Origin of the sequence: Rurimicrobium arvi, from assembly GCF_039540495.1 — a bacterium.
Lineage (GTDB): Bacteria > Bacteroidota > Bacteroidia > Chitinophagales > Chitinophagaceae > Rurimicrobium > Rurimicrobium arvi.
Window position 1 is genome coordinate 461,872 of sequence record NZ_BAABEZ010000022.1, and the last position, 15,022, is coordinate 476,893.

Sequence of the window (15,022 nt, forward strand, 5' to 3'; positions counted from 1 at the left end):
AAATACGATTCGTGAAACATTTGATTACGGTTAAATCCGCATCAAGGTTCCATAAACAAACCAACACAGGAAACAGTTATTTTATCAACGGCATCTCTATTTTATTAACGGTAAGTACAGGCGCTGCCGGTTCTCTTAACAGCAATAAAAACGGATTTTAACTACGGTGCATAAACAAATTTCCCGCTCACGGGTGTTCCGTCCGTACTGACGAAACGGTAATAATACAAGCCTGCTGCTGCAGTGCCCATATCCAGGCTGTATTCCCGGGAAGAACCATCCAGGAAACGACTCTGCACGCGCATACCGCGTATATCCAGTATCTCAAAGTTGCCTTTTATACCGTTACCGATGCCTATATGCAATACGCTTTGTACCGGGTTGGGATAAACGCTGATTACCGGAACATCTGTTGCCTGCTCCGGCACGGATACCGGTACGCACTGCGGATCGCCCGCTCCCATACAGCCGTTCGTATCGAGCTTGATGATCCAGCCCTGCTGAGCAGGGGACATCGCTTTGCCAAGCATATCCTGGAAATAACCGCAGATTAAAGCACTACCATCCTGCGTACGGCAGGGACCGTTAAAACCGCCCAACGAATAATATATACTATCCTTTGCATTGGGAGCATAGTATTTCTGACACATTAACATATTCCCTAAACTACTATAGTTTCTAGTTTCAAGAAAAAGTAGCAACTTATTTTCGTCGGCAGAAATAACATCAAAATTTATAATAAAAGTTCTAAAAGTGGTTTTTGTGCCTTCTAAAAAACGGATGGGACAAGGTCCTACCGAGCCGATGGAAGAGTCATAAAGAGTATCCCAGATCTGAACTCCTGAACTACTAACACCAAATACCTTGAACTGACCCACAAAAGATTTGAATTTTCCTGTGCGATCAAAATGGACATTGCCCATTGTGCCGAACACGTAACTTCCGTCATCCAGTCGCACGATCGATTCGGGCTTCGTACTGATCGTCTCCGGGCAGATGTACTCCCACAGCTTACTGCCCGAAGTATCCGTCTTAAACACCACCGCACTCGCCGCATAACGCGGGTCATTATCGTAAAGCAGGTTGTCCGAAACACCCGCAAGCGCATAACCGTCTTCAGAAACCGCAAGCCCTCCGCTGTTGCAATTCGTATTAGGACCTACAGCATAGGTCTTCGCCCACAGCATATGCAGCGCCGTATCATGCTTCATCAGCATAAAACGGCTGGTCTTGGAGCCGTAATAAGCAAAGTGACCGGTAACCAGGTTCGTGCCGTCGAAGCCTATGCTGTTCGAACGCATAAAGCTATCCGTAACGCCGGGGTACGGATTACGCAATTCCCTGAAGCCGGTTACATGGCAATCGCTGTCTATCGCAATCAGGCAGGCAATCGGATCATTTACGCTGCTTTCCATCTCCGATAAGATCACATACCGGTTGTCGTCTACACGCGTCATGCAACCCGGGAACACATAAAAGAAAAAGCCCGCCGGATAGGTATCCGGCATCTCAAAGAAAGAAGAAGCCTGCTCATTTCCGGCAGCATCAAAGCGGAAAAAACGCAAACCGTTCTTACCGCTGCTGCTGTCTACCACCATCGCCACGCTCATAAAGCCGCTCCTACCCTGCGCACTGCTCGCGCAAAAGATCGTACCGGTAGAATGGTTCGGATACAGACGGTTGAAATAAGACTGTGCCTGCGCCGCCGAACAGAAAAACAGCAACAGCAGCAGGAACATCCTGCTGCTGTGCGAACGATTATAATTTCGATATTTTTCCATAGCGGATCACTTTGCGGTCCTGAACCAACCGATAAAAATACATGCCCGGTGTCCAGGAAGCAGAGGACACATTCAAGTTACGATCGGTCGGCTTAATTTCCAAATCCAATACACGGCGTCCGTAAGCATCGCTGACCTGCAGCCGCGCAGTTTTGTCTAAGGCACACGCTATTGTGAATTGTCCGCCAACCGGGTTCGGGTGGATCGCAAACGCATCCTGCTCGCTATCTGTCACTGCGCCTCCGAAGCGGTTGGAACCGGCAGTGTCGGTATTATCCGGTATCTGCGGATCATACATATCGCACTCTTCACCCAGGGCAAAATGCAGCCAGCCACAGGCTTTTGCACGCGGCCAGGTCTGGGCATTCGCGGTGATGTAATGCAGGCTGTCTGTTTCGACAGAATCCAGCTGATTATCGGGTATGGAGTCAATGCTGTGCGCAATCGCCATGCGCAGCAGTATGGCGCCCATCTGGAATTCAGATTGTTCCGCAAGATCCAAGGTCCAGTCCGTGCTTGTAAAAACAGATGCGTAAGTGCTTTGGGCCTGCTGCACCATCCCTTCTCCAACGTAGAAGAAGCTGAGCTCGGCCGCGGCATACGGGCTTTTCATACCATTGTAGGCATTGGCCACCAGCGCTACACGATCTCCTGTAGAATCCGTAAGTGCGGCATTCAGCATCGTAAGCGTGGTGGTGCTGCCGGCACCGCCGATAGTACCCTCGGTGCCGCCCGGCCCGAAAGTCGGGGCATCGCAACCGGAGGATAAAGCGAGCGGAACTACGGTCACCAATGACGTTGTGTATTTTGTAGGCAACATCCGACCCGGATCTGTAGTACTGTAATAGTATTTATTTACAGCTGTCACACCGGGAGCCGATCCCGTCTCCTGCATCAGAATGTTGGTGGTACTCGGAGGAGAGCTTGTAAAGACGCCTTTGCTATTCGCGAAATCATTGCCTGCCGGACGATCATACCTTCCCTGCACAGTGCGGATACCGTCTGTCGCCGGATTGCTGCCCGTTACGAAAATATCCGCGTAATGATCTTTCTTCGCCGTTTTATCAAACAGGTTGCAGCGGAATTCGAGTCCGGTATTGTCTTTATCTAACGGATAAGTTCCATTCGTATTCCTTCCGTAAGACATACAATGCGTATTGATCCGCGCAAAAGAGTTGTGGTGCACTGAATTATTGCCCGGAGAGCATTGGTCCACGCGTACACCATAGCCGCTGGCAAAAGTACCGGGTCCTGTTGTTGAGCCATCGGGCAATGTCTTGAAAAAGCTGTTGTAACCAACGTCAAAGGCATTCACACCATACAACCATACTGCCGAATTATGGGGAGACGGAGCGTATCCCAAACCATAGACGTTGAAGCGGGAATTAAGGATGCGGGCACCCAGGGTTCCGTTAACCAGGATACCTCTAATATTATAATTAAAGTCGCTGTTATTCACATACACCGGTTCTGAACGAACACCTTCCGCCTTGATTCCTTCCAGCATATTGTAAAATGTATTTTCAGAAGTATTGTAACTGGCAGTCCAGGAAAGCAGGCCGGCTGCGATATCCATGATGATAGTTCTTTTCGTCACGCTCATATTGTTTTTAAAGACGGAACCCCTGATCTGCACCATATCCACATCACAAAGACTGATACCGCAGGAAGGACGACGGTCTATTACTTTTGAATTCAAATGATAATTATCGTCCCAGCTAAAGCTGGAGTTCAGTATAAAACAGTGAGACGGCCATTTAAAGCCCGGCATGGAATAACGGTCATGATAGGGCCAGAAACCGATGGAGCGCTTATTGTTGACAAACTGACCGCCGTTCACCTCGATAATACCGCCTCCGCTGTTGCTGGTTCCGAATACCTCGTCTCCGGCGACAATACCGTGCAGGGCATTCTTGATAGTTCCCCCATTGATTACACGTACTTTTCCCTGGTATGCGGTTGTCTGCGCGCGATTGGATTTACCTAATACCGAAATGCCATACCAGAAATACTCGTCGTCATTGCGGTCAGAAGTGATAGTGCCGCCGTCCAGCACCAGTTCTCCTCCGGGTTCGACAATGATATTGGCATGGTAAGGCATTGCGACGCGGCAGGTAATCGTGAGCTTTGCACCCGGTTTCACCACGATATCCGAATACATCTTAATGTCGAAATCCCAGTTTTCATTACCGGTAATCACAAGCGGATATAGCTGTCCCTGCCCGACATGATCGTGATTGCGATTTTCAGGATACAGCGGATACAGATATTTACGGATGGCGGTAAAGTGTGCATTGCGGTGCATACGGCCGAGTTGCAATGGAGACATATAATGTCCTTTATTGTTACCGCCCATGAAATTATTGGTAAACCGGTCATTGGCAGGAGTAGGACTTGCCGGGTCTGTAAAAGGGTTTATGGTTGGATAAGATCCACAATCGTAAGGGCGCGGGAAGATACGCCCGGCCGGACTGGCTGTAATGCCAAACACGTCGGTCAGATCATCGAAATGCCCTTCAATACCCAACTCTGGCGATTTTGAACAGGCAGTACCGGTTGGCTTGCCCCAGTCTTTGCAATACGTATGGCACATGCCAAACAAATGTCCTATTTCATGAAGGAGATAAGTCGCACACTTTTCGTCCTGTCCGCGCGTAGCCGGATCTTTATAGAAATTCTTAAGAACGATATGCGGATATCCTTCATTAAGGCCATTCAGGATATCAGTTACATTCGGTCCGTCAAACGCAATTCCTCCGGGAATTATATCGGCATCAGGTTCACTGAATACAAGGAATATGTTCAGAATTTCGTCGGGTTTATAAAACTCGTCAATCCCCACACCTCCTTCTACATTTTCCTTATATATTTCTTCAGCTTTCGAGAACTCGACAGGAGTAGCGAGCTCCAGCTGAAAGCGACTGTCTGAAACGTGCGGATTACGTCCGCCGATCCATAACGGATCGGAAGGCGCGGGCACACTGGCAAGGTATTCATTTGCCTTATTTATAAAATTAATAATCATATACTCATCGGAAGGTGTGTAATTCCTTACTGCGCCGACAATCTCCTGAAATACCTTGATCCTGATTTTTATTTTCTTATGCGTGTACAATCCACTGACGCTGCCATCTGACGGAGCATAGTTTTCCTTTTTCTGATACCGGTTGGTGAATGTGCCGCCTACCGAAGGAACGCATGGAAGAGATGTGGCAGAAGGATAAGAAGAGGTGGATGCCGATGAAGACCTAAGGCCCTCACATTGATATCCGGCCGTCTGTGCAACGGCCTGTTTCACGCCAAAACCACATAAAAGTGGGACAGATATGCCATACAGGCAATACCGTAAAAATCTGTTCATTTTGCTTTTTATTTAATAATGGTGAAAAAATATGTGCTAAAAAAAAATTGACAAATTCACTTTTACTGTACCGTTGTTTTATTAACGGCAAATTGCTGCCGTCTTCCGGCGCATAGTTTCCTTTTTCCGGTACACGTTGGTAATGTGCCGCCTGCCGAACATACCTCTATGGCCGGGCCGTATAAGGAGCAATGAACCAGTATCCGCTTCTTCATGAGTATTAATGTTAATTCCGGTGAATAATAAAGCCAAAAATAAAAAGAATAAAATAATAGCAAAATATAATTTGTAAAACCAAGATTAATAATATAAAAAAGAAAATAAATACACTTCGTAAAACTGAAATTTCACAAGTACCTTACGCACTATTTGTCAGTTCTTTAGACACCTGCCGTTTTGTTTAAAAAAGCAGGTTCAGAAAGTTCCGGATACCAGCCGGCCTGCTTCCCGATTACAACGTTTTATGCCGTAATTTGCAGCCGCAATGGATTTTCAGTTAGCCGCAAAAGATACCCACTCCCGTGCCCGTGCAGGCACCCTTACCACCGCGCACGGCGAGATTCAAACCCCTATTTTTATGCCGGTAGGCACCGTAGGCTCGGTAAAGGCCGTGCCGCAGGTGCAGATCAAAGAGGAGATCAAAGCACAGATCATCCTGGGCAATACTTATCACCTCTACCTTCGTCCCGGAACGGACATCCTGGAGCAGGCGGGCGGACTCCACCGCTTTATGAACTGGGACCGGCCGATACTGACCGACAGCGGCGGATACCAGGTATTCTCGCTGTCCGGCAACCGGAAGCTGAGTGAAGAAGGGGCTCTGTTCCAATCTCATATTGACGGATCGCGGCATTTGTTCTCTCCCGAAAAGGTGATGGACATACAACGAAAAATAGGCGCCGATATCATCATGGCCTTTGATGAATGTCCGCCCTACCCCTCAGACTTCGCGTACGCAAAGAAATCCATGGAACTCACGCACCGCTGGCTTGCCCGCTGTGTGCAGCATCTCTCCGGAACGGAATGTCCTTACGGCTACGAGCAGGCTTTATTCCCGATCGTACAGGGCAGCACATACCGCGATCTGCGCAAAGCCTCATCGGAGTTCGTCGCGTCTATGGAATGTGACGGAAACGCCATCGGTGGCTTATCCGTAGGCGAACCGGAAGAAACGATGTACGAAATGGCGGCCCTCTGCTGCGATATCCTGCCCGAAGACAAACCCCGCTACCTGATGGGTGTGGGCACCCCCTGGAACATCCTCGAAAACATTGCGCTCGGGGTGGATATGTTCGACTGTGTGATGCCCACACGGAACGGCCGCAACGGCATGCTGTTCACCACAAAAGGGGTGATCAATATCCGGAACAAGAAATGGGAAAATGATTTCAGCCCTATTGACGAAGGCCTCGATTGTGCCACCAGTAATTGTTATACGAAAGCCTACCTGCGCCACCTGTTCGTTGCAGACGAACTCCTCGCGCTGAATATTGCGAGCGTGCAGAACCTGAGCTTTTACCTACATTTGGTTGCCGAGGCACGGAAGCATATTCTGCAGGGCGATTTTAAATCCTGGAAGGACAATATGATCCCGCAACTGAAGCAAAGGCTCTAATAATAAGCAATGATCAAAAAGCTCGACTGGTACATTATCAAAAAGTTCTGGGGCACATTCGTGTATGCCCTGGCAGTAATGGCTTTGATCGCCAGCGTGATCGATTATTCCGATAAAGTGAAAAGTTTCGTAAAGCACCATGCGCCGTTTTCTGCGCAGTTGTGGTATTATGAAAACTTCATCCCGCATATCCTCGCGCTGCTGTTTGCGCTGTTTATCTTTATTGCAACCATCTTTTTTACTTCCAAGATGGCTTATAAATCGGAGATTGTTGCGTTTCTCGCATCAGGCGCCTCATTCAACCGTTTTCTGCGTCCGTATTTTATCGGAGGCGGTGTCATCTGCGGTGTGTTCCTTGTACTGAACCATTGGGTGGTGCCGCGTGCGAACCGCAACCGTATTGAATTTGAAGACAGGTATGTCCACGAAAAGGTAACATATTCAGATCATGATGTGCACCTGCGGCTGTCGCCGGAACTTTATATCTTCCTGCAGAACTACGATTACTCCGTAAATACCGGTTACCGGTTTTCATCTGAACGGGTAAAAGGGACCCTGCTGCTCGAAAAATTGACTGCGGAACGCATTTCCTACGACAGTGCGAAAAATGTATACCACCTGTATAACGTAGTATTGCGCACGAATGACGGCATTAAGGAAAAACTGCAGATATTGCCGGAGCTCACCCGCCCTTACCCCTTCCACCCTTCCGATCTGTACGAGAATACAGATATGGCGTATGCGCTCACCACTCCGGAACTGGACCGGCTGATCGCTCAGGAAAAGCTGCGGGGCCGGGAAAGTCTCAATTTATATTACGTGGAGAAGCACCGTCGTACCGCACAGCCTGCAGCGGGATTCATCCTCTGTATTATCGGAGCCTGTATCGCAAGCCGGAAGATACGCGGCGGAAGCGGTCTGCATCTTGCGATCGGCATCCTGATCAGCGCGCTCTATATGCTGGCTTTACAACTATCCACCACTTTCTCTGTAAAAGCAGGACTGGACCCGCTCATTGCGGCATGGATACCCAATTTCCTTTTCGGAATCTTCGCCTATATCCTGTACCGCAGGGAGGTCACCTGATACTTTTTCTGTTATGTAAAATTTTAAGAGCAGCTGTCCGGCAAATCGCTCAATTCCGAGTAGCTTTGTGATATGGCAAAAGCAGCTCCTAAAAAAGCCCCGAAACAGACACCAGCCCCCGGAATCCAGCAGGAAGATATTTTCATTAAAGGTGCGAGGATGCACAACCTCAAGAACATTGATGTAAGCATTCCGCGCAATAAACTTATTGTGGTAACCGGTGTGAGCGGAAGCGGTAAATCTTCGCTTACTATGGATACGCTGTTTGCGGAAGGACAACGCCGCTACGCGGAAAGTCTCAGCGCTTACGCCCGCCAGTTCCTGATGCGTATGGACAAGCCGGATGTGGATTACATCAGCGGCATCTGTCCTGCAATTGCCATCGAACAGAAGGTAACCACCCGCAGTCCCCGGTCCAGCGTAGGGTCTATGACCGAGATCGCCGACTATATCCGCCTGCTGTATGCACGCATCGGGCGCACCTTTTCGCCCGTTTCGGGAAATGAAGTAAAAAAGGATTCGGTGAGCGATGTGGTCGATTATATAAAAGCATTACCGCTGAAAAGCAAAGTGCAGATCATTGTCCCGCTGACGACACGCTTTGGCCGCAAGCTGCACGAAGAACTCGACATACTCATGCAGAAAGGTTTTTCGCGTGTGTATGTACGCGGCATGAACGACAATCGCCCGCTGCGTATTGAAGATATGCTGGCGGACCCCGATTCTCTGAAAAAAATACCGGCGAAGGAAATATACCTGCTCATCGACCGGATCGTTACCAAAGACTTTGACGAAGATGATCTGCACCGGCTCGCAGACTCCATCCAGACTGCATTCTATGAAAGCGAGGGCGATTGCTTCCTCGAGATAGATGACGACCAGATCCGCCAGTTCAATAACCGCTTCGAACTCGATGGCATCAAGTTTGAAGAACCCAGCCCCAACTTTTTTTCCTCCAACAACCCCTACGGAGCCTGTCCCGTATGTGAAGGATACGGCCAGATACTGGGCATCGACCCGGAACTTGTGGTCCCGAACCGGAAACTCAGTGTGTACGAAGGAGCAGTGGCTTGCTGGAAAGGAGAAAAGATGAGCGAATGGCAGAAAAACTTCATGCGCCAGGCTGCAAAGGTCGACTTCCCGATCCATAAAGCCGTAAGCAAACTCAGCGACCGCGAATGGTCTATTCTCTGGGACGGCACGCCGCATATAGAGGGTATTGCCGACTTCTTCAAAATGGTGGAACAGAACTTGTACAAGATCCAGTACCGGATCATGCAGGCACGCTACCGCGGAAAAACCACCTGCCCTTCCTGTAAAGGATCGCGGCTGCGGAAAGATGCACTGTACGTGAAAATACAGAATACGGATATAGGCGAACTCATGCATATGCCCGCATCGGATCTGAACCAGTGGTTACAGCAGCTGCAACTGTTGCCGCATGAGGAAAAGATTGCCAGCCGTATACTGATCGAGCTGAACCAACGTGTAAAAACTTTGCTGGACGTGGGTCTCGGATACCTTACGCTCAACAGGTCTGCCAATACGCTGAGCGGAGGAGAAAGCCAGCGCATACAGCTCACCCGCTTCCTCGGAAGCAACCTCAGCGATAGCTTATATATTCTCGACGAACCGAGTATCGGACTGCATCCGCGGGACACCGACCGGCTCATCCATGTACTCAAAAATCTCCGCGACCTGGACAATACCGTTATCGTGGTGGAGCACGACGACATGGTGATGAAAGCAGCAGATCATATTATCGATATGGGACCGCTCGCGAGTCACCTCGGAGGTGAGGTGATCGCCGAAGGAAATTACGAATCGATTATACACAATCCGCAGAGTCTTACCGGCAAATATCTTTCCGGTGCTCTGAAGATCGAAGCACCGCGGGTCCGCCGCAAAGCAAATGGCTACCTCGAACTCACTGAATGCAGTCAGAATAACCTGAAAGGCATTGACGTGAGCTTTCCCCTGGGTCTGCTCTGTGTGGTAACCGGTGTAAGCGGCAGCGGAAAAACCACACTTGTAAAACAGATCCTCTATCCCGCACTGCTGCGTGAACTCGGTGAAAGCGGCGACCGGCCCGGTCTGCACGCTGAATTAAAAGGCGACATAAAATCGATAGCCGCAGTAGAGCTCATCGACCAGAATCCCATCGGAAAATCCTCCAGGAGCAATCCCGTGACCTATATCAAAGCATGGGACGAAGTACGGAAGCTGCTGGCCAAACAGCCTTTATCCAAAATGCGCGGATTTGCGGAGAAGCACTTTTCCTTCAATACCGACGGCGGAAGGTGCGACACCTGCAAAGGAGACGGTGAAGTGGTGGTATCGATGCAGTTTCTGGCAGATGTGCACCTGGTATGCGAAAGTTGTAAAGGAAAGCGCTTTAAGGATGAAGTGCTGGAAGTGACGTACCGTGGCAAAAATGTGAGCGATATACTGGAACTGTCCGTCGACGAATCTCTGGAGTTTTTTAAAGACGAAAAGAAAATAGCAGACGCCATCCGGCCCCTTTCAGATGTTGGACTCGGATATATCAAGCTCGGACAGAGCAGCGATACGATTTCCGGCGGTGAAGCGCAGCGCATCAAGCTGGCTTCGTTCCTTGGCAAGGGTGCGGCAAAAGACAAAATGCTGTTCATCTTCGACGAACCGACCACTGGCCTTCATGCGCATGACATCAGCAAGTTGCTCCAGTCATTCAACGCATTGATTGAAAAAGGTCATTCTATCATTATCATTGAACACAATACAGACGTGATCCGCAGTGCCGACTGGATCATAGACCTGGGACCGGAAGGAGGTGCGGGCGGCGGAAACCTGCTGTACGCGGGTGCCCCGGACGGATTGAAGAAGATCAAAGAAAGTTATACCGCACAATACCTGTAACCATGAATGCACCCATCCGCAATCTGAGCCTGAAGGAATTATTTAAAGCCGCACGCGGCGTGCTGAAAAGATGCACTTTTGAACTGAAGCACCGGAACGGCAGCTGGAAGGAACAGTCCCGCGATGTGTATGTGCTGAGTGATGCCGCAGCAATTATTCTTTATAATCCGGATAACGGCAATATCATTCTTACGCGCCAGTTCCGGGTAGCCACCTATGTGGACGGCCATGCAGATGGCATGCTACTGGAAGCCTGCGCAGGTCGCCTGGACGGAGAAGATCCGAAAGTGTGCATTATCCGTGAAACGGAGGAAGAAACCGGGTATGTGATTGCTGATGCGCTACAGATTGCGGCAGCATATATCGGACCAGGTGCGATTACCGAAAAGATCTTCTACTTTGTGGCGCCTTACAGCCCGGAACTTAAAAAAGCGGGCGGTGGCGGACTGGAAGAAGAAGGCGAACAGATAGAAGTGGTGGAAATGCAGCTCGACGAAGCGCTGGACCTGCTGGACAAACAGAAGATTCAGGATTCCAAAACGATCGTACTGCTGCAGTACCTGCAACTGAACAGGGCTAAGCTGTTTCACTCATAAAACGCCTGATCGCCGCATTCACTTCCGCGGCTTTTTCCCATTGTATAAAGTGGCCCGCAAACGGTATGGTTACCAATTGCCCCTTGGGCATCCGCTGTACCGCGCGTTGCGCCAGTGCCTTCGTGCTTCCGGGATGCAGCATCTGATTGGGAATCAGCGCATCCATTTCACCGAACACGACCAGAACGGGCATCTTCAGTTCCCCGAGCCTGTCCGCTACCGGCTCCTCAAGCATTGCGTCGATACAGGCGTCCGCCATCGCGCGATAGTCGTCAGAAGCGTAAGAGCGCATGATCTGCACCATCTCGCGGATCAGTTCATCTGCCTGCGCGGGATTTTCGTAAAAGCTGCTGTAAATGCTGCTGCGCAGACTGCTTTCGTTGTTGGAAAACATCCCCCAGAACTGAAGCATGGAGCGGTAGAGGCTTCGTTCCCAGGGAGAGAACACTTCAAAACCTGCCGGAGCACACAGGATCAGGCTGCTCACGAGCTCGGGAGCATTCAGCGCCAGGTGTATCGCAACCTGTCCGCCCATCGAATGACCGCAGACAGTCACTTCATGAAGTTGCAGTTGCTGCAGCAGGTCGTAAATACACGCCGCAAAATACTGCATGCCAAAGGCCTGCCTGCGCTTGTCTGAAAATCCGTTACCGGGAAGATCCACAGCGATACAGCGAAAATCGTCAGAGAGCACGGACATGTTCCGGAACCAGGTACCCGAATAGGTGCCGAGGCCATGGATGAATAATATGGTTCGGGCGCCTTTGCCCGTATCGAGATAGGCAAGCTCGAAGCCGTTGGCAAGCGTTATCGTTTGATATTGGGTCTTTTCTGCGTCAAAATGGTGTTGACTCATCTGGGGGAACGAAAATTAAAACGAAGTGGCAAAAGCACCGATGGAAAACACCAGCGCATACAAAACAAGAAAAATGAGGATGATAATACCGCAGAATTTGAAAAAATTGCGCTGGCAACGAAAGGCCAGTTCAAGCTGACCGGGGTTTGAATCGGCAATTCCGGCCTTAATATATTTCGAAAAACGAAACAGCATAAGCGTCGGATACCAGTACACGGAAATCATGAAAACCAAAGCGATCAGCCCGGTAAGAAGAGACACAGACAAGGCCTCATCTTTTGAAAAAAGCTGTTTCGTGGCACCGGTGAGCACAAAAGCCAGCATCGCGAGCGCCATAAATCCGATTGCGACAAATCCAATGATCGCCAGAAACCGGGTCCAGCGGGCAGTTTCCTGCAGATACCTCTTTCCCTGTTCAGTCAGTTTGTCCCCGAAAATAATGTCTTCGCCGGTATGCATGTAACGAATTTGGGAGCAATGTAGCCAAATAATCCGATATGCCGGGAGCTGGAAACCAACCGGAATAAACAGAGGTCTGCGATGCGTCGAAAATGTCATAAAAATATTTTATACTTTCCCGCAGCCCGAAATTATTTATTGCATAAAATGACCTACATTTGCAATCCTTTTGGAAACCTAAGATTTTTTTAAATAATCAAATTACAATGGCAGACTTACGCTTACAGCGCAACTTTGGTATTGCGGCACACATTGATGCGGGCAAGACCACCACAACAGAACGCATCCTGTACTATACCGGTGTGAACCATAAAATCGGTGAAGTACATGAAGGAGGCGCAACCATGGACTGGATGGCTCAGGAACAAGAGCGTGGTATCACCATCACTTCCGCAGCTACTACCTGCTTCTGGAACTTCCCTACCCTGCAGGGAAAAACACTTCCGGAATCTAAAAAATACAAATTCAACATCATCGATACTCCGGGTCACGTTGACTTCACCATCGAGGTAGAGCGTTCTATGCGCGTACTGGATGGTCTGGTTGCCCTGTTTTCTGCGGTTGACGGCGTTGAGCCTCAGTCTGAAACAGTTTGGCGTCAGGCTAACCGTTACCGCGTTCCGCGTATCGGTTTCGTAAACAAAATGGACCGTATCGGTGCCGACTTCCTGATGGTGGTACAGCAGGTGCGCGACATGCTGGGTGCAAAAGCAGTACCGCTGCAATTGCCGATCGGCGCCGAAGACAACTTCAAAGGTGTGGTGGATCTGATCACCATGAAGTCTATCGTTTGGGATGATTCCACAATGGGTATGACTTACACTGAAGGTGAAGTTCCTGCAGACATGATGGACGAAGTACAGCAATACCGCGCTGAGCTGGTAGAAGCTGTTGCGGAATATGATGATACACTGATGGAGAAATTCTTCGAAGATCCGAACTCAATCTCTGAGAACGAAATCCACGAAGCGATCCGTAAAGCAACCCTGGACCTGAGCATCATCCCGATGCTGTGTGGTTCTTCCTACAAAAACAAAGGCGTTCAGAAGATGCTGGATTGCGTAATCCGCTACCTGCCTTCTCCTCTGGATGTAGAAGCGATCAAAGGAACAAATCCGGACAACGTAGAAGAAGAACTGATCCGCAAACCAGATGCAAAAGAACCATTTGCAGCATTGGCGTTCAAGATCATGACCGATCCTTTCGTAGGCCGTCTGGCGTTCTTCCGCGTATACTCTGGTCACCTCGATGCAGGTTCTTACGTATTGAACGTACGTTCCGGTAAAAACGAGCGTATCAGCCGTATCATGCAGATGCACGCGAACAAACAAAACCCTATCGATTTCATCGAAGCAGGTGATATCGGAGCAGCGGTTGGTTTCAAAGACATCAAAACGGGAGATACCCTGTGTGATGAGAAAAATCCGATCATCCTGGAGAACATGTTCATTCCGGAGCCGGTAATCTCTATCGCTGTTGAGCCTAAAACTCAGGCGGATGTTGATAAAATGGGTATGGCGATTGCGAAGCTGGTAGAAGAAGATCCTACCCTGCGCGTAAAAACCGACGAAGACACCGGTCAGACCGTATTGAGCGGTATGGGTGAGCTTCACCTGGAGATCATCCTCGACCGTATGAACCGTGAGTTCAAGGTTGATGTAAACCAGGGTGCACCTCAGGTAGCTTACAAAGAGGCATTCACTGCGATGATTTCTCATCGTGAGACTTATAAGAAACAAACCGGTGGTCGCGGTAAATTCGCCGACATCCAGTTTGAAATCGGCCCTGCTGATGAAGAATTCCTGAAAGAAGGTAAAGGCGCGTTCCAGTTCATCAACGATATCTTCGGAGGTGCAATCCCACGCGAATTCATCCCTGCTATCCAGAAAGGATTTGAAGCATCTATGGTGAACGGTGTACTGGCGGGATTCCCTGTTGAGCACATGCGTATCCGTATCTTCGACGGTTCTTTCCACAACGTGGACTCTGACTCAATGTCATTCGAATTGTGTGCTAAATCCGGCTTCCGTGAAGCTGGCCGTAAAGCAAAACCAATTCTGCTCGAGCCGATCATGAAGGTGGAAGTACTGACTCCGGATCAATACATGGGAGACGTTACAGGTGACCTGAACCGTCGTCGTGCAATGCTGGAAGGTATGGACAGCCGTAACAACCTGCAGGTGATCAAAGCAAAAGTTCCTCTGAGCGAAATGTTCGGTTACGTAACGCAATTGCGTTCCCTGTCTTCCGGACGTGCTTCCTCTACCATGGAATTCAGCCACTACGCTCAGGCTCCGAAAAACGTTGAGACTGAAGTAATCGCTAAATCCGGTAAAAAAGCCATCCAGGACTAAGCTGTCGCTTTCGACT

The 15,022-nt window shown here is 49.4% G+C and carries 9 protein-coding genes; 5 read left to right on the top strand and 4 right to left on the bottom strand.

Annotated features, from left to right (window positions below; translation table 11 throughout):
* Positions 1-161 precede the first annotated feature (161 nt).
* Positions 162-1,781: a T9SS type A sorting domain-containing protein gene (locus ABD846_RS08690; protein ID WP_344825360.1), complete on the bottom strand. Its 1,620-nt coding sequence runs from the start codon at positions 1,779-1,781 to the stop codon at positions 162-164.
* Entirely contained in the window at positions 1,759-5,142 is a 3,384-nt protein-coding gene (locus ABD846_RS08695; RefSeq protein WP_344825363.1) for a T9SS type A sorting domain-containing protein, read from the bottom strand. Before ABD846_RS08695 ends, ABD846_RS08690 begins: the two co-directional genes overlap by 23 nt.
* A gap of 484 nt (positions 5,143-5,626) precedes the next feature.
* On the opposite strand from ABD846_RS08695, the gene tgt reads away from it, so the two are divergent.
* The 4 genes from tgt to ABD846_RS08715 all read left to right on the top strand — a co-directional run bounded on the left by tgt (position 5,627) and on the right by ABD846_RS08715 (position 11,337).
* Entirely contained in the window at positions 5,627-6,757 is a 1,131-nt protein-coding gene (tgt, locus tag ABD846_RS08700; RefSeq protein ID WP_344825366.1) for a tRNA guanosine(34) transglycosylase Tgt, read from the top strand.
* Positions 6,758-6,766: 9 nt separating this feature from the next.
* On the top strand, positions 6,767-7,843 hold the full coding sequence (locus ABD846_RS08705) for an LptF/LptG family permease (RefSeq protein ID WP_344825369.1): 1,077 nt from the start codon (positions 6,767-6,769) through the stop codon (positions 7,841-7,843).
* Between the two features lie 72 nt (positions 7,844-7,915).
* Positions 7,916-10,741 carry an excinuclease ABC subunit UvrA gene (gene uvrA / locus ABD846_RS08710; protein ID WP_344825372.1) on the top strand — a complete coding sequence of 942 codons (2,826 nt, stop codon included), beginning with the start codon at positions 7,916-7,918 and terminating at the stop codon, positions 10,739-10,741.
* Between the two features lie 2 nt (positions 10,742-10,743).
* Positions 10,744-11,337, top strand: a complete 594-nt coding sequence (locus ABD846_RS08715; protein ID WP_344825375.1) for an NUDIX domain-containing protein — start codon at positions 10,744-10,746, stop codon at positions 11,335-11,337.
* On the opposite strand, the gene ABD846_RS08720 is transcribed toward ABD846_RS08715, so the two are convergent.
* Both ABD846_RS08720 and ABD846_RS08725 read right to left on the bottom strand, forming a co-directional pair.
* A complete protein-coding gene (locus tag ABD846_RS08720; protein ID WP_344825378.1) occupies positions 11,318-12,193 on the bottom strand; it encodes an alpha/beta fold hydrolase in 876 nt (291 codons plus the stop codon). The genes ABD846_RS08715 and ABD846_RS08720 overlap by 20 nt on opposite strands.
* A 15-nt stretch (positions 12,194-12,208) precedes the next feature.
* On the bottom strand, positions 12,209-12,652 hold the full coding sequence (locus ABD846_RS08725) for a hypothetical protein (RefSeq protein WP_344825380.1): 444 nt from the start codon (positions 12,650-12,652) through the stop codon (positions 12,209-12,211).
* A 206-nt stretch (positions 12,653-12,858) separates the two neighbouring features.
* Between ABD846_RS08725 and fusA the strand changes: the two genes are divergently transcribed.
* Entirely contained in the window at positions 12,859-15,006 is a 2,148-nt protein-coding gene (fusA, locus tag ABD846_RS08730; protein ID WP_344825382.1) for an elongation factor G, read from the top strand.
* Positions 15,007-15,022: the final 16 nt, after the last annotated feature.

Excerpts from the sequence above, each read along its gene's own strand:
- ABD846_RS08690 (WP_344825360.1), bottom strand. The coding sequence starts at position 1,781 with ATGGAAAAATATCGAAATTATAATCGTTCGCACAGCAGCAGGATGTTC.
- ABD846_RS08695 (WP_344825363.1), bottom strand. The coding sequence starts at position 5,142 with ATGAACAGATTTTTACGGTATTGCCTGTATGGCATATCTGTCCCACTT.
- tgt (WP_344825366.1), top strand. The coding sequence starts at position 5,627 with ATGGATTTTCAGTTAGCCGCAAAAGATACCCACTCCCGTGCCCGTGCA.
- ABD846_RS08705 (WP_344825369.1), top strand. The coding sequence starts at position 6,767 with ATGATCAAAAAGCTCGACTGGTACATTATCAAAAAGTTCTGGGGCACA.
- uvrA (WP_344825372.1), top strand. The coding sequence starts at position 7,916 with ATGGCAAAAGCAGCTCCTAAAAAAGCCCCGAAACAGACACCAGCCCCC.
- ABD846_RS08715 (WP_344825375.1), top strand. The coding sequence starts at position 10,744 with ATGAATGCACCCATCCGCAATCTGAGCCTGAAGGAATTATTTAAAGCC.
- ABD846_RS08720 (WP_344825378.1), bottom strand. The coding sequence starts at position 12,193 with ATGAGTCAACACCATTTTGACGCAGAAAAGACCCAATATCAAACGATA.
- ABD846_RS08725 (WP_344825380.1), bottom strand. The coding sequence starts at position 12,652 with ATGCATACCGGCGAAGACATTATTTTCGGGGACAAACTGACTGAACAG.
- fusA (WP_344825382.1), top strand. The coding sequence starts at position 12,859 with ATGGCAGACTTACGCTTACAGCGCAACTTTGGTATTGCGGCACACATT.